Source organism: Methylocystis sp. Sn-Cys (genome assembly GCF_016745395.1).
Taxonomy (GTDB): Bacteria; Pseudomonadota; Alphaproteobacteria; order Rhizobiales; family Beijerinckiaceae; genus Methylocystis; species Methylocystis iwaonis.
On record NZ_JAERVJ010000008.1, the window covers coordinates 1 to 16,532 of the forward strand.

The 16,532-nt window shown below is 65.1% G+C and carries 16 protein-coding genes and 1 riboswitch; of the genes, 1 reads left to right on the forward strand and 15 read right to left on the reverse strand.

The genetic code is table 11. The annotated features are described in order from the left end of the window. Nucleotides 1-289: 289 nt before the first annotated feature. Genes JJT62_RS14840 through JJT62_RS14895 form a run of 12 tightly spaced genes read right to left on the reverse strand, consistent with a single transcriptional unit; the run spans nucleotide 290 to nucleotide 12,643 of the window. On the reverse strand, nucleotides 290-1,591 hold the full coding sequence (locus JJT62_RS14840) for a cobyrinate a,c-diamide synthase (protein WP_202073562.1): 1,302 nt from the start codon (nucleotides 1,589-1,591) through the stop codon (nucleotides 290-292). Further along, on the reverse strand, nucleotides 1,588-2,352 hold the full coding sequence (gene cobM / locus JJT62_RS14845; RefSeq protein ID WP_202073563.1) for a precorrin-4 C(11)-methyltransferase: 765 nt from the start codon (nucleotides 2,350-2,352) through the stop codon (nucleotides 1,588-1,590). The genes JJT62_RS14840 and cobM overlap by 4 nt, the downstream gene beginning before the upstream one ends. Beyond that, a complete protein-coding gene (locus JJT62_RS14850) occupies nucleotides 2,349-2,756 on the reverse strand; it encodes a cobalamin biosynthesis protein (protein ID WP_202073564.1) in 408 nt (135 codons plus the stop codon). The genes cobM and JJT62_RS14850 overlap by 4 nt, the downstream gene beginning before the upstream one ends. After that, a complete protein-coding gene (gene cbiE, locus JJT62_RS14855) occupies nucleotides 2,735-3,937 on the reverse strand; it encodes a precorrin-6y C5,15-methyltransferase (decarboxylating) subunit CbiE (protein WP_202073565.1) in 1,203 nt (400 codons plus the stop codon). The genes JJT62_RS14850 and cbiE overlap by 22 nt, the downstream gene beginning before the upstream one ends. After that, entirely contained in the window at nucleotides 3,938-4,690 is a 753-nt protein-coding gene (gene cobJ, locus JJT62_RS14860; protein ID WP_202073566.1) for a precorrin-3B C(17)-methyltransferase, read from the reverse strand. After that, a complete protein-coding gene (locus JJT62_RS14865; protein ID WP_202073567.1) occupies nucleotides 4,687-5,451 on the reverse strand; it encodes a precorrin-2 C(20)-methyltransferase in 765 nt (254 codons plus the stop codon). Before JJT62_RS14865 ends, cobJ begins: the two co-directional genes overlap by 4 nt. Then, complete coding sequence (locus JJT62_RS14870) at nucleotides 5,448-6,080, reverse strand: precorrin-8X methylmutase (protein ID WP_202073568.1); 633 nt, start codon at nucleotides 6,078-6,080, stop codon at nucleotides 5,448-5,450. Before JJT62_RS14870 ends, JJT62_RS14865 begins: the two co-directional genes overlap by 4 nt. Next, nucleotides 6,065-7,324, reverse strand: a complete 1,260-nt coding sequence (gene cobG, locus JJT62_RS14875) for a precorrin-3B synthase (protein WP_202073569.1) — start codon at nucleotides 7,322-7,324, stop codon at nucleotides 6,065-6,067. Before cobG ends, JJT62_RS14870 begins: the two co-directional genes overlap by 16 nt. Further along, complete coding sequence (gene cobN, locus JJT62_RS14880; RefSeq protein WP_202073570.1) at nucleotides 7,308-10,736, reverse strand: cobaltochelatase subunit CobN; 3,429 nt, start codon at nucleotides 10,734-10,736, stop codon at nucleotides 7,308-7,310. Before cobN ends, cobG begins: the two co-directional genes overlap by 17 nt. A gap of 6 nt (nucleotides 10,737-10,742) precedes the next feature. Continuing rightward, nucleotides 10,743-11,777: a cobalamin biosynthesis protein CobW gene (cobW, locus tag JJT62_RS14885; protein WP_202073571.1), complete on the reverse strand. Its 1,035-nt coding sequence runs from the start codon at nucleotides 11,775-11,777 to the stop codon at nucleotides 10,743-10,745. Then, on the reverse strand, nucleotides 11,774-12,442 hold the full coding sequence (locus JJT62_RS14890; protein ID WP_202073572.1) for a CbtA family protein: 669 nt from the start codon (nucleotides 12,440-12,442) through the stop codon (nucleotides 11,774-11,776). Before JJT62_RS14890 ends, cobW begins: the two co-directional genes overlap by 4 nt. A gap of 18 nt (nucleotides 12,443-12,460) precedes the next feature. Further along, the gene (locus JJT62_RS14895) at nucleotides 12,461-12,643 is read right to left on the reverse strand and encodes a CbtB domain-containing protein (protein WP_202073573.1); all 183 of its coding nucleotides are present in this window, start codon (nucleotides 12,641-12,643) and stop codon (nucleotides 12,461-12,463) included. Nucleotides 12,644-12,674: 31 nt separating this feature from the next. Beyond that, a riboswitch (cobalamin riboswitch) is annotated at nucleotides 12,675-12,866 on the reverse strand. 38 nt (nucleotides 12,867-12,904) lie between these two features. Here JJT62_RS14895 and cobO point away from each other — a divergent pair. Then, nucleotides 12,905-13,522: a cob(I)yrinic acid a,c-diamide adenosyltransferase gene (cobO, locus tag JJT62_RS14900; protein ID WP_202073574.1), complete on the forward strand. Its 618-nt coding sequence runs from the start codon at nucleotides 12,905-12,907 to the stop codon at nucleotides 13,520-13,522. A 165-nt stretch (nucleotides 13,523-13,687) separates the two neighbouring features. On the opposite strand, the gene JJT62_RS14905 is transcribed toward cobO, so the two are convergent. The 3 genes from JJT62_RS14905 to JJT62_RS14915 form a co-directional block, all read right to left on the reverse strand. Next, a complete protein-coding gene (locus JJT62_RS14905) occupies nucleotides 13,688-14,728 on the reverse strand; it encodes a sterol desaturase family protein (RefSeq protein WP_202073575.1) in 1,041 nt (346 codons plus the stop codon). 5 nt (nucleotides 14,729-14,733) lie between these two features. After that, nucleotides 14,734-15,717, reverse strand: coding sequence for a DMT family transporter (locus JJT62_RS14910; protein WP_202073576.1), 984 nt, complete (start codon nucleotides 15,715-15,717; stop codon nucleotides 14,734-14,736). 242 nt (nucleotides 15,718-15,959) lie between these two features. Next, a complete protein-coding gene (locus JJT62_RS14915; protein WP_202073577.1) occupies nucleotides 15,960-16,154 on the reverse strand; it encodes a hypothetical protein in 195 nt (64 codons plus the stop codon). Between the last annotated feature and the right edge of the window lie 378 nt (nucleotides 16,155-16,532).

The window sequence follows — 16,532 nt, forward strand, 5'->3', positions numbered from 1 at the left end:
GTCAGGCTCATAACCTGAAGGTCGCAGGTTCAAATCCTGCCCCCGCATCCAAGCTTACGTTTCCCCAGCAGATCCCTGTAATAAAAAGCCTTTTCGCCGCGCCGCGACAAAATGCGCGGGCTCTTGGGAGCGCTGCAGCAAAAATCGGCTTGACACTTGTGCAATGCAGCAATACAACAGTGAGACGACAGCGAGATGGTTCTCGCTCTCGTAGCCCTCCTTGGGCGTTTCCTCCCTTGACTTGGGCCGCTGGCTTTCCGGCGGCCCCTTTTTTTGTCTCGGGGGAAACTCAGCCGACGACGTGAAAAAAGGTCCCGGAGACCAAGCCCGCGCGTCGGCCGGAAGGCGATTGCGTGGGGGAATAGGCGTCCCGCACCAGCGCGAAAGCCTCGCCTTCCTCGCGCGTGACCGTAGCGTAGTGGAATTCATGCCCCCGTAAAATGCGTCCTTTCGGACCGAGGCAGTGATCCGCCGAAAGAACCGCGATTCTGTAGCCAAGATGAAGCTTGCGGCTGGCGAAGCTCGTCTCCAGCTCGAGCAATCCCGCCATCAGATGCGCGCGCCCGTCGGCGTCGGTGAGAAGACGCCCCAAAACCATATAGCCGCCGCACTCGCCATGGACCGGCTTGGATTGGGCGAAGCGGCGCAGGCCAGAGAGAAAACACTCGGCCGGCGCGAGCGCGCCGGCATGGAGCTCCGGATAGCCGCCGGGAAGCCAACAGAGGTCGGCGTCTTGCGGCGGCGGCTCGTCGGCAAGGGGGGAGAAAAAGACAAGCTCTGCGCCTTGCGAGCGCCAGCTTTGCGCGTGATGGGGATAGAAAAAGGAAAAGGCCGCATCGCGCGCGACGGCAATTCGTTGCGCCGGGGGCTTCGGCATAGCGGATGCGTCGTCGGCCTGCGGCGCGCTTGACGCGGCTTTGACGATTGCAGTCACATCGACATGGGCTTCGACAAAATCCGCCAGAGCGTTTAGCCGCGCGTCCAGCCCTTCCGTTTCTCGCGCTTGCACGAGCCCCAGATGCCGCTCCGGCAGCTTGACGGCGTCGTTTCGGGGCAGGGCGCCAAAAAGCGGAAGCCCAAGCGCCGCCACGCTCTCCGCCACCAGACGGCGATGCCGGTCGCTGCCGAGGCGATTAGCCACGACGCCGGTGATTTTCACACGCGGATCATGGGAGGCGAGACCTCGGATGACAGCGCCCGCGGTCTGTGCCTGGCCGGAAGCGTCATGCGCCAGCAGCACCGGCCAGCCGAGCAGCGCGGCAATATCCGCGCTGGCGCCTGTGCCGCCGGCGCCCTCGGGCGCCCCGTCGAAAAGCCCCATGGCGCCTTCGGCGATGATGATGTCGGCTTCCGCGCCCGCCCTCGCGGCAAGCGCCGCTATCAAGCCAGGCTCCATGGCCCAGGAATCGAGATTGATTCCCTCGCGTCCCGTCGCGGCGGCGTGAAAGGCCGGGTCGATATAGTCCGGTCCGCATTTCACCGCGGTGACGCGCATCCCGCGCCGCGTGAGCGCCCGCATCAGGCCGAGCGCGAGCGTTGTCTTGCCCGAGCCCGATCGCGCCGCCGCGATCAATATGCCCGGAGCGCTCATACGCCGCCTCGCGGCCGGAAGCGGCGATCGTAGCCGACGTCGTAAAGGGCGCTTTCTCGGAAGTCCTCGGTGTCGAGCGCGGGGCCGACGAGAATCAGCGCCGTGCGCTCCATCGGCGCCTCGGCGGCGCGGGCTTCAATGTTCGCAAGCGGGCCTCGGATAATCGTCTCCTCGGGCCAGGAGGCGCGATAGACTAGGGCGACGGGGCAGTCCGCGCCGTAGAACGGCGTGAGCTCTTCGACGACGCGGCCGAGAACGTGAATGGAGAGATGGATCGCGAGCGTCGCGCCGGACTGCGCGAAGGTGGCGAGCTTCTCGCGCTCCGGCATGGCCGAGGCGCGGCCCGAGGTGCGGGTGAGCACGACAGATTGCGCCACTTCCGGCAGCGTCAGCTCGCGCCCGAGTGCGCTTGCCGCGGCGGCGAAGGCGGGGACGCCCGGCGTCATCGTATAGGGAATGCCGAGCGCGCGCAGACGGCGCGTCTGTTCGCCGACGGCGCTCCAGATGGAGAGATCGCCGGAGTGCAGCCGCGCCACGTCGTGGCCGGCGTCATGCGCGGCCTTCATTTCCGCAATGATGTCGTCGAGCGAGAGGGGCGCGGTGTCGACGATGCGCGCGCCCTCCGGACAATGGGCGAGCACGCCCGCCGGCACGAGCGAGCCGGCGTAAAGACAGACAGGACAGCGCGCGATGAGATCGCGGCCGCGTAGCGTGAGAAGATCGGCGGCGCCGGGGCCGGCGCCAATGAAATGCACGGTCATTCTTTTTCCTCGGCGCTGATGGCGAGCGCGCAGGCGACGTAAGGCGTGGCGATGCGCGGCCCCAACAGGCGGCTTCCGGGGCCTGCTCCGACGAGCGCGGCGGCTTCGGCGACGCTGCCCACGCCGAACATCGCTTGCACGCGGGGCGAATGGGTGGGCGCGGCGCCCTTGCGCGCTTTCAAAGCATCGAGCGGTAGAAAAACAAGCGCGACGCCGAGCGTCTTTGCGGCCTCATGCAGACCCCGCTCATCCGCTTTGCTTTCCAGCGTGCAGAGCGTGATCTCGGAAAGCGGCGCGCCATATTGCGCGGCGACGGCGCGCACGAGATCAATGATCGCCTCGGCCGCGACGCCGCGGCGCGCGCCAATGCCGGCGGCGTATCTCATGGCTTCACCGCGCGCCATTGCAGCACCGCCATGGCGGGATCGAGCGCATGAAAGCGGCCGACCGGACGGGCGCGAGAAATCTGCAAATGTGTAAGATCTCCGCCTTTGGCTTCGAACGCCTGCGTGAGAAGCGCCTGCGTCTCCAATGTCACGCCGTTGACGACGATCCTGCCTTGCGAAGGAAGCGCGCGCCATGCGGCCTCCATCGTCGCTTCATTGGCGCCGCCGCCGATGAAGACCGCATCGGGCAAGCGAAGGTCTTCCAGCGCCTGTGGAGCGGCGCCTTTCACGATCTCCAAATCGGGAGCGCCCAAAGCGATTGCGTTGCGCGCGATACGCGCGGCGCGCGTTTCGTCTCGCTCCAGCGCAATGGCGCGGTTGGCGGGATCGCTCAGCATCCATTCGATCGAAATCGAGCCCGAGCCGGCGCCGATGTCCCACAGCGTCTCGCCCTTGCGCGGCGCGAGCGCGGAGAGTGTCACGGCGCGGATCTCACGTTTTGTGAGCTGGCCGTCGTTCTCGAACCAGTCGTCGGGTAAGCCAGGCGCGCGGGGAATGATGCGTGCGGCGGGCTCTGCGACGACATCGATCGCGACAGTGTTGAGCGCCGCAATGTCTTGCAGATCGAATGTGTCTGCGCGACTCTCCCGAACGCGTTCCTTCGAGCCGCTCAGATGTTCGAGCACGAAGAGTCGCGAAGCGCCCATGCCGAGCTTTGTCAAATGCTCGGCGAGACGCCCCGGCGTCGTTTCGTCCCATGACAGCGCGATGATGCGCGCGCGCGCCTGGAGATAGGGTGTGATGCGCTCGAAGGCGCGGCCATGCAGTGAGACAAGCGCGCAGTCCTGCTGGCTCCAATTGAGCCGCGCGGCGGCGAGAGAGAAGGCGGAAGGCGAGGGAATGCAGAAGATTTCGTCGCGCGCGACGTGGCGCGAGATGAGATCGCCGACGCCATAGAAGAAGGGATCGCCAGAGGCGACCACGACGACCGGTGCGCCGCGCCGCGCCAAAATAGGCGGAATGGCGTCAGTCAGCGGCGAGGGCCATTGCAGGCGCTCGGTCTTGCTTTCACCTATGAGCGAGAGATGGCGCGCGCCGCCGACAATAAGTGTCGCCTGCTCGATCAGCGTGCGCGCGGCTGGCGCCAGCGCCTCGACGCCATCTTCACCAATGCCGATGATGGAGAGCCATTTCTCCATTCACTCGGCCTTTCGCGACGTATAGACCCAGTCGCGCGCGCCGTCGCGCGCGATGCGCTTCGTGCCGCTCGCCCCGATGACGACGAGCGTCGACATGTCGATCAGCGATGTGTCCGCTTCATCGAGGCGCGTGAGAATGATCTCTTCCTTTTCGCGGCCGACCGCCTTCGCGAAGCTCACAAATGTTTCGCCGGGAAGCAAGCGGCGCAGCAGCGCAAAGGCGTCTATGATGCGCGTCGGCCGCGCGCGCGAGGCGGGGTTGTAAAGCGCGATGACGAAGTCGCCGCGCGCCGCATGTTCCAGCCGCTTTTCGATCACGCTCCATGGCTTGAGATTGTCCGAAAGCGAGATGGCGCAGAAATCATGGCCGAGCGGCGCGCCGAGACGCGCTGCCGCCGCCTGCATCGCCGAGACGCCGGGCAGCACGCGAATGTCGAGAGCGCGCCATTCCTTCGGGCCGTGATCGACAGCTTCGAACACCGCCGCCGCCATGGCGAAAACGCCCGGATCGCCGCCAGAGACGACCGCGACGACGCGGCCTTGCGCCGTTCGCGCGAGCGCCTCACGCGCGCGGTCGATCTCGACGCGATTGTCGCTCGCCAGTCGCATCTGTCCGGGCCGCATGAGCACGCGGGCGACATAGGGGTCGTAGCCGATGATGTCCTGCGCTTGTGCGAGCGCCTCTTGCGCCTCCAGCGTCAGCCATTTTTCATCGGCCGGCCCCAGGCCGACGATATAGAGTATCCCGCTCATGGACGGCGACCCTGGCCCGGCACGAGCGCCATGGCGAAATAGGGCGCATCGTCGTCGCGCTTTTCAGCGAAGGGCATAATCTTCTCGCCCGCCATGGTCCCGCGCTCGACGTAAATGGCGCGGGAGATGACGCCTGCGCGCGTCATGGCGCGGCGCAATTTCGGGAAGTTGCCGCCGAGTTTCATGACGACGGCGGCGTCTGTCGCAGCAAGACGCTCGGCAAGCGCGTCTTCATCGAGCGTCGCGGGCATGACGGTGAGAATATCGTCGCCCCATGTCATGGGTTGGCGGGCTGCGGCGAAACAGCCGGACATGCCGGAAACGCCTGCGCAAACCTCGACGCGAAAACGCTGCTGAAGCCGCGTGAACATATGCATGAAGGAGCCGTAGAGCAGCGGATCGCCTTCGCAGAGCAGGGCGACGTCTCGGCCCTGTTCGAGCACAGCAGCGAGACGCTTCGCGCTTTCTTCGTAGAAACCCGCAAGCGCAGAGACGTATTCGGGCGCGTCGAAGGCAATCTCCGTGGTCACCGGATAGAGGAGCGGCAGCTCCTCGCAGCCTTTCGAGACATAGCGCTCGGCAATTGTGCGCGCATGACTCACGCGGCCGCGCTTGGCGAAATAGGCGATCGTTTTCGCTTCGCCGATGAGGCGGGCGGCTTTCACCGTCACAAGCTCAGGATCGCCGGGGCCAAGCCCAATGCCGATCAGCGCGCCGAGTTTCGTGGCGCCTTGTTGCGAGGTTATGGGAAGCACGCTCATTCGGCGTCGCTCGCCAGCGCATTGATGGCGGCGGCGGCCATGGCGCTGCCGCCCTTGCGGCCTTTCACGATGGCGAAAGGAATGCGCTTATCGGCAGCAAGCGCCTCTTTCGATTCCGCCGCGCCGACAAAGCCCACTGGCATGCCGATGATCGCTGCAGGGCGCGCAACGCCTTCATTGAGCATTTCGAGCAGGCGGAAGAGGGAGGTCGGCGCATTGCCGATCGCAACGACGGCGCCATCGAGCCTATCGCGCCACAGCTCCATCGCGGCGGCGCTGCGGGTTGTGCCGAGTTCCGCGGCAAGCGCCGCAACAGCGGGGTCTGCGAGGGTGCACACCACGGGATTATTCGCCGGCAGGCGCGCGCGCGTGACGCCATGCGCGACCATATTGGCGTCGCAGAGAATGGGCGCGCCCTTGCGCAGCGCGGCTTTGGCGTCCGACACAAAACTTGGCGAGAAGTCGATATCGTCAGCGAGCTCCACCATGCCGCAGGCGTGGATCATGCGCACGGCGACCTTTTCCTGCTCCGGCGTGAAGCGCGCGAGATTCGCCTCCGCGCGAATGATCGCAAAGGAGCGCTTATAGATCGCCGCGCCGTCGCGGATGTAACTCAATGCGTCTGACATAGATGTTCCCTTGCGCGCGCGGCGAGCGCGCTTTCGACGGCGTCGATGTCGAGCCCCTTCGACTGTGGCGCGTCGCTCGCGCCGCCCGTGTCGACGAGGTTGAAGCGGCCGTCATCGGCGATAAGCGTCACCGGCGCGTTTCCGGGCCGCGCGCAGCCTTTCGCGCAGCCGGAGATATGAAGGCCGACGCCATCCTTGCCTGCAAGCTTTTGCGCCAGCGGCGCGAGCCGCGCAAGAGCGCCGCGCGTATCGCCGCGCGCCTGCGGGCATTCCGGCGCGCCGGGACACGCCACGACGGCAAGGCGCGGGTCTTCGTGGGAGACGATAAGGTCGAGCGCGCGGGCGGCGGCGACGATGCTTCGCGCTGCGTCGGCCGATGGCGCGGGAATGAGAATGGCGCGCCAGGGCGTGAGGCGTAATTCGTCGCCTGCTTGCGACGCGGCGAGCGACGCAAGCTCTTCAAGCGCGCTTGCGCGCCAACGGCCCGACGGCGCGGCGACGCCGGCGAAACAGAGGCCGCCGGCTTCTTGCGCGCCGAGGAATGGGCGCGGCGCAGACTCTGGACGCCGCGAACGCGCTGCGACGAGCCCGGCTTCGCTAAACAGGCGAGTGGCTCCAAACGCTTTGACGAGCCGCCCCATACGGCGCAGCTCGAAGGCGCCGTTGCGGAGCGCCACAAAGGCGCGCGCGAGCTTGAGCGCGGTGGCGACGGCTTCGGTTCGATCGACGATAATCGCGAGGTCGTCGGCTCCCGCTACGCTTATCGCAACGTTGTTCAGTTGGACGGCGGAAAGGCGAATATCCGCTTCGACGTTCGACAGCGGCAGTGCTCCGCCGTCTATAGCAAAAAGAAATTTGGCGGGGAGGGCGCGGAGCGCCTGATCCGCCTGGATGGCGTCGGCGAGTTCGTGCGCCATCGCATTGGCGTCGTCAGAGAGCGGCGCAGCGATGATGTTGGTGACGCGCTCGGCCGCGGCGTCGCGCGGAAGCAGATATGCGGCGTCGAGTCTGCGTAGAGCCCCGGGCAAAGTTGCCTCGCTGACGCCTCTGATCTGCAGCTGCGCGCGTTGCGAGAGATCCACAAGGCCATTGCCGTAATCGGCGGAAATCGCTGCGACGGCTGCAAGCTGCGCAGCGCCTATGCGTGAGCCCACGATCTTCGCGCGGATGAGCAGACCGTCATTGCTCGCCATGGGGGCGTAGGCCCCTGGGCACCAGCCTTTGATCTCAGGCGTCGGCTGCATGGGTCCCTCCGACACTCACCAAAATGCTGCGTACGCTGTTCCGGCCAGTGCGCCACAGTTGACGCGAGAGCGCCTCGTTGAAGACGTGTGCGATTGCCTCCAGGGCGCGCGGATTTTCGTGCGTGAGAAAATCGCGTACTTTGTCGTCGCCGAGCGTCGTTGAAAAGGCGAGGTCGAATTGCGCGTCGCTGACGAGCCCGCTTGTCGCCGCGAAGGCGTAAAGATTGTCGATGCCTTCCGCGATCTCCGCGCCGCCGCGATGGCCGTGGCGCATCTGGCCTTCGAGCCAGCGCGGATTGGCGAGGCGCATGCGCAGCACGCGGGCGATCTCGTCTTGCAACGGCCGCGCGGTCAGGCGCTCCGGCCGCGTCGCGTCGAGATGCACGAGAGCAGCGTCGCCTCCGAGCATCTTGTTGGCCGCCGCAAAGCCACCTTCGAAATCAGCGAAGGCGGGGCCGGTCAGCACGTCCACTTCCGCCATGTCCTGCGCATGGACATGAGCGTCGGCGCCGGCGACTTGCGCGCTGAACGCGTCATAAGCGGGCGCACTTTCGCCGGCGCGGTCGAGCGCATGGCCGCCGGCTTGAAGATAAGCGCGGGCAAGATCGTCCGGCGACGACCACTCTCCGCGCAAGATCGTCTCGCTGACGCCGAGCCCGTAGTTTCCATGCGCCGCGCCAAAGATGCGTGTGAGGTCTTGCGCTTCCTTGAGTGGATTGAAACCAGCGTCTTCATCGAGCGCCGCCACCGCGCGCACGGCGTCGTCGAAGAGGGCGATGAGTCCGGGAAACATGTCGCGGAATAGGCCCGAGACATGCAGCGTCACGTCGACACGCGGAAAATCGAGCTTTGCCTCCGGCAATATCTCGAAGCCGATGACGCGTGCGCTTTGGTGATCCCATGTCGGCCGGACGCCGAGAAGCGCGAGCGCCTGCGCGAAATCCTCGCCGCCGGTGCGGATCGTCGCGCTGCCCCAGAGATCGAGCATGATGCGGCGCGGGAATTCGCCATGCGTTTGCGCATGGCGCGTCATCACTTCATGCGCGGCGCGCCGGCCGATGTCGTAAGCCGTTTGCGTCGGCGCGTGGCGTGGGTCGATGCAGAAAAGATTGCGGCCGGTGGGGATGACGTCGGCGCGGCCGCGCGACGGCGCGCCGGCCGGGCCCGGCTCGACAAAGCGGCCCGAAAGCGCGGCGAGGAGCGCCTTGCGTTCGCTTAGCCCGCAGGCGTTGCGCGTTGCGTCGTCGTCGGCGTGGCCGAAGACATGCAGCCCGTCGCCGATGCGCATTTCCTTTAGATCGCACATCCAGGCGTCGAGTCGCGTCAGCGTTTCGGCGATGTCGGTCTCGCGCGTTACGCCGCATTCCTGCGCGAGCCCGCTGCGTTCGGCTTCGTCGAGAATGGCGCCGGCGATAAGGCGCGCGCGGCGTGGATCGAGCGACGCCGCGGCCGCATATTCGTCGAGCAGCGTCTCGATCGTCGCGGCGGCGTCGAAAAGCTCGGCCTCGACGAGCGGCGGCGTGAGATGGCCGATGGTCACGGCGCTCGTGCGGCGCTTGGCTTGCGCGGCTTCGCCGGGATCGTTGACGATGAAAGGATAGATGAGCGGGGTAGGGCCCAGCACGGCTTCGGGCGCGCACTCCTGCGAAAGCATCACGGACTTGCCCGGCAGCCATTCGAGCGTGCCATGGGCGCCAAGATGTATGAGCGCGTCGATTTTGCGAATGTGACGCAGCCAGAGATAGAAGGCGACATAGGCGTGGCGCGGCGGCCGCTGCATGTCGTGATAGGTTTCGTAGCGCTCCGCGCGCGCGCCGCGATCTGGCTGCAGGGCGATGACGAGATTGCCGTTGATGAGGCAGGAGAAGCGGAAGGCGTCGTTGATGACCGCGGGGTCGTCTTGTGGCGCGCCCCATGCGTCGTTGAGAGTTGCGATGAAGATTGCGGGAAGCGTTTCGAGTAGGCGCGTGTAGTCGGTGAGCGCTAACTCGATGACATACGAGTTTTCTTCGAGCGCACGAATGATTGATCGTGATCCCTCCTTCTCCCGGGAGAAGGTGGTCTTTGCGTCAGCAAAGGTCGGATGAGGGCGGCCCTCACCCGACCCCTGCTTACGCAGGGGCCACCCTCTCCCGCAGGCGGGAGAGGGGATTTCCGCTGCGTTCGTGGCGTCGCTCAATGACGGAGGGTCTTCTACAACGTAGCCGGCGTCGCCCAGCGCTGCGGTGATCTCCACGACGCTCGCTTCGGCGTCCAGGCCGATCGCATATCCGCTGCGTCCGCGACGCGCGGGGTAATCGGAGAGAATCAGCGCAAGGCTTTTCTCGGCGTTCGATTTGCGGCGCAGGCGCGCCCAATTCGCGGCGAGCTCCGCAACGAAAGCGATGCGCGACTGCTCCGGCGCATGGCGGGGCTCGTCCAATTCGGCCGGGCCGCGCGGCGCCGTTTCCTTGAAGGAGATGGCGCGGGTGAAGATGCGGCCGTCGACCTCCGGCAGCACGACATTCATCGCGAGGTCGGCGGCGTTGGCGCCGCGTGCGGAGGCTTCCCATGCGTCTCGCGTGCAGGTGGCGAGCGCGACTTGCAAGACGGGCGCGTCGGCGCGGTCGAGCACACAGCCCGAGTCGCGGCGTGCGGAGAAGGCGGTGGCGTTGAGAATAATGTCCGGAGCGAATGCGTCGAGCGCCTGCGTTATAAAAGCTTCGCTCTCGGGCTCCTTGAGGCTTGCGACATAGATTGCGTCAATGGCGAAACCACGATCATTGAGCGCATCTGCGAGCGCGATGATCGGCGCAACGTCGTCGGCAAGATGAAGCGAGCGATAGAAGACGATCGTCGCGCGCGGCGCCTTGCCCTCGGCTGCGCGACAGGCCTGCGTGAAACGGCCGGCATTGGCGACCGGAACGCTCTCGCGCCAATCGGCCGGGCGCCCGGCGAGCGTCGAGGCATAGGCCAGGAACGAACGGAGATTATCGGGCCCGCCGTCCTGGAAGAGGCGCCAGATGCGATTGAGGGCCTGGGCGTCTAGCGTCGAAGCCTGAGAGAGTCGCAGATCCTCGACCGTATCGCCCGGCACGATCGCGAGCGCAATATTGCGCGAGCGTGCGAGGGCTTCGAGCTGCTCGACGCCATAGGCCCAATAATCCTTGCCGCCGAGAAGCCGCACCAAAATGACCTTGGCGTGGCGCGCGACTGTGTCGAGATAGAGATCGACGGAGTAGGGGTGTTTCAGTTGCGCGAGCGGCGCGCAGCGCAGGCTTGCAAGCTGCTCGCCGCGCGCATGCAGCCGCGCGAGCAGGCGCAGCTCTGAATCAGAAAAGGACAGAAAGACCACGTCGGCCGGAGTCTGGCCGAGATCCGTCGCCGCGCCGGCGTCGTCGAGACTATGGAGATCGCGCGGCAGGAGATGCATGGCGCCTCACGGCTGCGCGAGCATCGCGGCGATCGACTCGCGATCGAGTCCCTTTTCGCCGATCACGACGAGACGGCTCGCGCGTTCTTCGCCAGACTTCCAAGGGCGGTCGAAATGATGCTGAACGCGCGCGCCGACGCCCTGCACGAGAAGACGCATCGGCTTGCCGGCGACCTCGACGAAGCCTTTTACGCGCAGCACGTCGTGGGCGCGTGCGGCTTCAACGAGTTTCGTAACGAGCGCGGCGGGATCGGAGACTGTGGGAATGCTGACGACGAAACTGTCGAAGTCGTCGTGATCATGCTCGGTCTCGGCGTCGTGATGCGAGGGGCGGTTCGCGAGATCATCCTCCGCCGCCGCGGCGAGGCCGAGCAGCACGAGCGGATCGACGCGGCCGTCGCGCGCGCGCACGACTTTCACGCTCTCGCGCGCGCCTTGCGAAAGCTGCGCGGCGACCGTCGCTTCTTCAGATTCGTCGAGGAGGTCGGTCTTGTTAAGAATGACGAGATCGGCGCAGGCGAGCTGATCCTCGAAGACTTCTTCGAGCGGATTGTCGTGATCGATCGTCTCGGTTTCGGCGCGCTCCTGCGCGATGGCGTCGAGGTCATCGGCAAAACGGCCTTCTGCGACCGCCTTGCCGTCGATGACGGCGATCACGCCGTCGACCGTGAGCTTCGAGCGGATGGCGGGCCAGTCGAAGGCCTTTACCAAAGGCTTCGGCAGCGCGAGGCCGGAGGTTTCGATGATGATATGGTCGGGCCGCTTCTCATGCGCGAGCAGCGCCTCGATTGCCGGCACGAAGTCGTCGGCGACGGTGCAGCACAGGCACCCATTCGCGAGCTCGACGATATTTTCCTCGGGGCAGTTCTCCACGCCGCAGGCGCGCAAGATGTCGCCGTCGACGCCGACATCGCCGAATTCGTTGATGACAAGCGCCAGCCGGCGGTCGCGGGCGTTCTCCAGCACATGGCGGATGAGCGTCGTTTTGCCGGCGCCGAGAAAGCCGGTGACGATGGTCGCGGGGATTTTGGCGGCGCTCATGCGGCCTCCGTTTCGTCGCGCGAGATGAGACGCCAGGCCAGCCCCGCGAGCGTGCCGGCGAGCACCCAGCTTGCGGCCTGCACGGCGAGCGAGGCGGCGGCGAAGCGCGCGGCAAGCTCGGCGGGGACGGTGCTTTCCGGCGTGGCGAGCGTCGGCCAGAAGAAATGCGGCGCGACGATCAGCGCGGCGCCGAAGATTTTGGCGGCAGGCGCGTCGAGGCGCAGCAAAGCGAAAAGTCCGGCGCCGGTCGAGGCGGCGGTGGCCAGCCACCAGATTTGGCGGCCTGCAAGGTCGGTTTCGGCGGCGCCGGGGAGTTGCGGCGCAAGGCCGAGGCTCGTCGCAAGTCCGGTCGCGGCGAAGGCGCAGGCGCCCCAAAGCGCGGCGCGGCGCGGGCCGATCGACTCTCCCGAAAAAAGCATGAAGGCGAGCAGGATCAGCGCATAGCCGGCCGAGACGGCGATGGTCGCGAGGCTTGTCGCAGCCGTGCGGCGCAGGCCCTCCAAGGCCGGGGCCGCAGCCTCGGCCGTGTCATGAGCGTGCTGCGCCGCCTCATAAACCTCGGCGGCGAGGATGAGCGGCGTAGTCGTGATGTGCTGCAGACCCGCAACCGCAAGGCCCGCAACAATGCCGGCGATGAGGCCGGCCGCCAACAGGCGCGCGATCACGGGTCGCGTGAAAGGCGGTCAGTGGCAGGGAAAGGAGAGCGCGTGGCGCGAATCATGCGCCGCGTCGTGCACGGTCTCGGAGTTGGCGAAACCCGCGCCATAGACGAGGCCGAGGCCGACGACGAAAGCAACGAAAGCGGCCTTCAGCGTCTCCGCGCGAGAGCCGGAAATCGAACGAATAGCGGCGGTCTTGGTCGTCATAAGGGTCTCCCTGCCGCCCCACCGGCGGCGCATAATTCCGACAAGTGACGGCAGGTCTCCTGGCTTCCGGGTTCCATCCGCGCCGCCTTCCCAAGCTTTTGGCTCAGTGGCCGATGGCGCAGCCTTCCCGGTTACAGTTGCGGGGGCAGCCGCGGTTTTGGGGACTCCCGCACCGCGTTCCCTTTTCGCCTCCTTGCGAAGGACCGTCACGCTCAGTCATATGCGCGCGTCACCTTTACGTCAAACGCCAAGGAGCGCGTCTTGGAAGAAGAGCAGGAAAAGGACGCGGCGCGCCGCCATCGCGAGAAGATGGAAAAGCGCAAGGCCGTGCAGGACGCCGAGGTCGCCCGCAAGACGATCGCGCAAAAGGGCCTGCTGATGGTTCACACCGGCCCTGGGAAGGGCAAGTCAACGGCGGCCTTCGGCTTGGCGCTGCGGGCGCTCGGCCATGGCTGGAAGGTCGGCGTCGTGCAATTCGGCAAGGGCGGCTGGCGGTCGGGCGAGCGCGAGATGCTGGAGAAGCTCGGGCAGGTCTCCTGGCACACATTAGGGGAGGGCTTCACCTGGGAGACGCAGGACCGGGCGCGTGACGAGGCCGCGGCGCGGCGCGCCTGGGAGACGGCCTGCGCGCTGATGGATGATCCCGAGATTCGCCTGCTGGTGCTCGACGAGCTGAATATTTCGCTGCGCTACGAGCACCTGCCGCTGGGCGAGGTTGTGGAAAGACTGGCCGCTCGTCGAGAAGGTCTCCATATCGTCGTGACTGGACGCAACGCCAAGCCGGAAATGATCGCGGCCGCTGATCTCGTCACGGAAATGACCCTTGTGAAGCACCATTTCGCGGCGGGCGTGAAGGCGCAGGAAGGCATCGAATTTTAATATGAGTTCCGCTTTGATTGGTTCGGTGTCATTCCCGACGCTCGCGCAGCGAGCGATCGGGAATCCAGAGCAAAACCAGCGCTTTTGCGGCTCTGGATTCCCGATCGGGCCTTCGGCCGGTCGGGAATGACAAGCGCCAACGCAAGCTACTCAAACCGAAAAAGCTCAGCCTTGGCGTCGTAGCATCCGCTCCACCGCGGCGCCGCGGGCATTGAAGAAGAACTGCGGCGCCGAGACGAGCGCGCGCCAAAGCGCAGATGCTGATTTGACCACGGGCGTCAGCAGCATGCCGGCAACCGAATGCGGGTCGACGCCTTTTTCATCGACGCCATAGGTCAGGTGCGGGTTTTTCTCCGTGGGGATCTCGAGCGTTCCGAACATCCAGTCCCACACGGCGAGGACGCTGCCGAGGTTGCGATTGAAGTGCCTCGGGTCGTTCGAATGATGGATCTGGTGGTGGGCTGGGCTCAAAATCAGGCGGCCCCAGGCGCCGGAGAAGGGTATCCAGAACTGCGAGTGCTGGAGATGCCCGATGGTCCAGAGAAAGCAGAGAAAGAGGATGTTCTTGCCGTCGACGGCAAACATATCCGTCGGCCGGTTGAAGAGCCAATGCAATGTGCCGGACGCGGCGCCGATGAAGGTCGCAAGCATATAGCCGAAGATGACGTTGTCGATCGGGTGGTTTCTGAAGTTGGTCAGCGGCGTGAGGACATCGGCCGTGTGATGGAGCTTGTGAAGCTCCCACAAGAAAGCAACCCGATGTTTGAGATAATGGTCGAGAAAATAGCCAATCTCATAGGCCAGGAACAAAATAACGGTCGAGATCGCCTTGATCTGCAAATCGCTGAAGCTTGTGTTCCCCATGTGCCCGAATGCTTCGCCGAGGACTGAACTGACGCCCATCGCAATGACGTTCGACGAAATGACGAGGCCGCCGATCACCGCCGGCATGAAGATGACGCTGAGAACGAAGAGCTTCAGATCTGCGTGAACAGACTCGCGCATCGCGAAATTCTTGGAGAAAATCGCGCGCGCAACAGCCCGCAGATTGGCGCGCCCCCGGCGCCGCAAGCGTCGATAAGCCAATGCGGCGAAACCCAAAGCGAAGGACGACGCCAGCGAATAGACCGAGAAAATCGAACCTGCCGAAAACAGCTCCGACGAAACTTGCCTTACGGAAAAGCGGATCGCGCTGTTCAGGTCCATCGGAGCTATCTGGGCGGCTCGAAGTCGGCTCGCGGCGAAGCGTATTCGTAAGGCGCGATGGCGCCAAGGCGCTTTCCGAGGACGGACTTCCGCAAGTAGCTGCGCAGCTTGATATTTTTCGCGGCAGGACCGGCCTCGACCATAAGGACGCCGAGCAGGATGAGAAGGCAGCCCAGGATGGCGGGGCCCGTCAGGCGTTCCGAGAGCAGCGCGGCGCCCGACAAGGCCGCGAAGACGCACTCAAGCGACATGATCAGAGCGGCTTCGGCCGGGGGCGTATATTTTTGCGCGACGATCTGCAGCGTGAAGGCAATGCCACCGGAGCAGAGGCCGGCATAGAGGATGGCCGGAAGCGCCACGGCCAATCCCTCCTGTGAGACAGGCTCGACGCTGAGCCCGATCATCAGGCCGAGAAGAGTGGCGACGCCATATTGCGCGAAAGCCAGGAAGAATGGCCGGTCGGCGCGCGCCAGAAAGACCGGAACGAGGCTGATCCCGGCCGCCCAGGCGACGTCCGCGATCAGAACCAAAGCGTCGCCGCCGTTGAGCCCCTGAAAACGCCCATGTTCCGTCAGGAGCCAGGCCCCCGCGACGGACACGGCGATCGCGCCCAAGACCACGGGTCTCGGCTTGGCTCCCGTAATCATCCAGACGATGAAGGGGACGAAAATCACGTAGAGGGCGGTCAAAAAACCGCCGTTCGTCGCCGTGGTCGTGACGAGGCCGGTCTGCTGCAAAGTGGAGCCGACAAACAGGCAGAGGCCGATCAGGCCCGCAAGCGCCACATCCTGTCTTCTCAACCGCGCTCGAGCCTTGTTACTGCGCTCGTAGAAGGCGAACGGCGCCAGCGCCATCCAGGAAACCAAAAAACGCGCGCCGACGAAACTGATGGGCCCCATGGCCTCGTTGGCGTGTTTCTGCGCGATAAAAGCCGTTCCCCAAATGATCGAAACCGCCATAAGCAACAGATCGGCGCGCATTCGGGACATCAGCTTCCTTTGCCGTTTGAGGGCCGCGGCGGGCGTTCCATCTCGAGGAGACAGCGCCGGCCCGGCTGCTTGGTCGCGGCCAGCCCCGCAAAAGTGCGATCGGCGGCCAAAAATGCTGAAGCCGACGCCCGAACAAGTCGAGAGCGTCGGCTCCAAATCGATCTGCGCCGTTGCCGGGCCGATCGTGCTCCCAGACGACAAGACCGGGAGATCACCCCCCGGCAAGTCGTTCAGCAGGGGTATTACTGAATCATGCGCGCGGTAGAGCCGGTGCCGGCGGTGCCGAGAGCCTCGCGGTTGTTGCCCGTGCCGTTGGTGCCCTCGGGAGAGATCCAGTCCGGAACCCAGGTAAGAGCGACGACGACGAAGCCGACGAAGGCGGCGACCCAGATGAGCATCTTGCCGATGTCGCCGGAGCTGTGAACGTTGACAGCCATGCGTTTTCCCCCTGTTTGTTTTTTCTACCAGAATGCTTGCCGCATCGAGGTAACCCTAGCCCGATTCAAACCGCTTGGCAATCTGCGGGGAGAGCCTAATTTTGACGGCCAAAAATGCGATATTAAAGCGTATAATCAATAACTTAATGTGCGACAACTGGTCGCGGACAAAAAATTTTTTTAGGCCGTGGAACCCGAAGATTCGAGGCCTTTGAGAGGCCTCTCCGAAGCCCCGCCGCAGGTTGTTTCCACCCCGGGCAGGCGGCCTCGGGGCGGCCTTCTTGCAAATCCTCTTGCAAACCTTGCGGCGATCCCTATTGCTCCCTGCGGGCGCTTCGCATATAAGCGCGCGCATCCCACAGGCGAAGGTTATGCGGC

Coding starts and splice junctions, on each gene's coding strand:
- JJT62_RS14915 (WP_202073577.1), bottom strand. CDS start 16,154: ATGGCTGTCAACGTTCACAGCTCCGGCGACATCGGCAAGATGCTCATC.
- JJT62_RS14910 (WP_202073576.1), bottom strand. CDS start 15,717: ATGTCCCGAATGCGCGCCGATCTGTTGCTTATGGCGGTTTCGATCATT.
- JJT62_RS14905 (WP_202073575.1), bottom strand. CDS start 14,728: ATGGACCTGAACAGCGCGATCCGCTTTTCCGTAAGGCAAGTTTCGTCG.
- cobG (WP_202073569.1), bottom strand. CDS start 7,324: ATGCAGCCGACGCCTGAGATCAAAGGCTGGTGCCCAGGGGCCTACGCC.
- JJT62_RS14850 (WP_202073564.1), bottom strand. CDS start 2,756: ATGGCGCGCGGTGAAGCCATGAGATACGCCGCCGGCATTGGCGCGCGC.
- JJT62_RS14840 (WP_202073562.1), bottom strand. CDS start 1,591: ATGAGCGCTCCGGGCATATTGATCGCGGCGGCGCGATCGGGCTCGGGC.
- JJT62_RS14865 (WP_202073567.1), bottom strand. CDS start 5,451: ATGAGCGTGCTTCCCATAACCTCGCAACAAGGCGCCACGAAACTCGGC.
- cbiE (WP_202073565.1), bottom strand. CDS start 3,937: ATGGAGAAATGGCTCTCCATCATCGGCATTGGTGAAGATGGCGTCGAG.
- cobM (WP_202073563.1), bottom strand. CDS start 2,352: ATGACCGTGCATTTCATTGGCGCCGGCCCCGGCGCCGCCGATCTTCTC.
- cobJ (WP_202073566.1), bottom strand. CDS start 4,690: ATGAGCGGGATACTCTATATCGTCGGCCTGGGGCCGGCCGATGAAAAA.
- JJT62_RS14895 (WP_202073573.1), bottom strand. CDS start 12,643: ATGACGACCAAGACCGCCGCTATTCGTTCGATTTCCGGCTCTCGCGCG.
- cobW (WP_202073571.1), bottom strand. CDS start 11,777: ATGAGCGCCGCCAAAATCCCCGCGACCATCGTCACCGGCTTTCTCGGC.
- cobN (WP_202073570.1), bottom strand. CDS start 10,736: ATGCATCTCCTGCCGCGCGATCTCCATAGTCTCGACGACGCCGGCGCG.
- JJT62_RS14870 (WP_202073568.1), bottom strand. CDS start 6,080: ATGTCAGACGCATTGAGTTACATCCGCGACGGCGCGGCGATCTATAAG.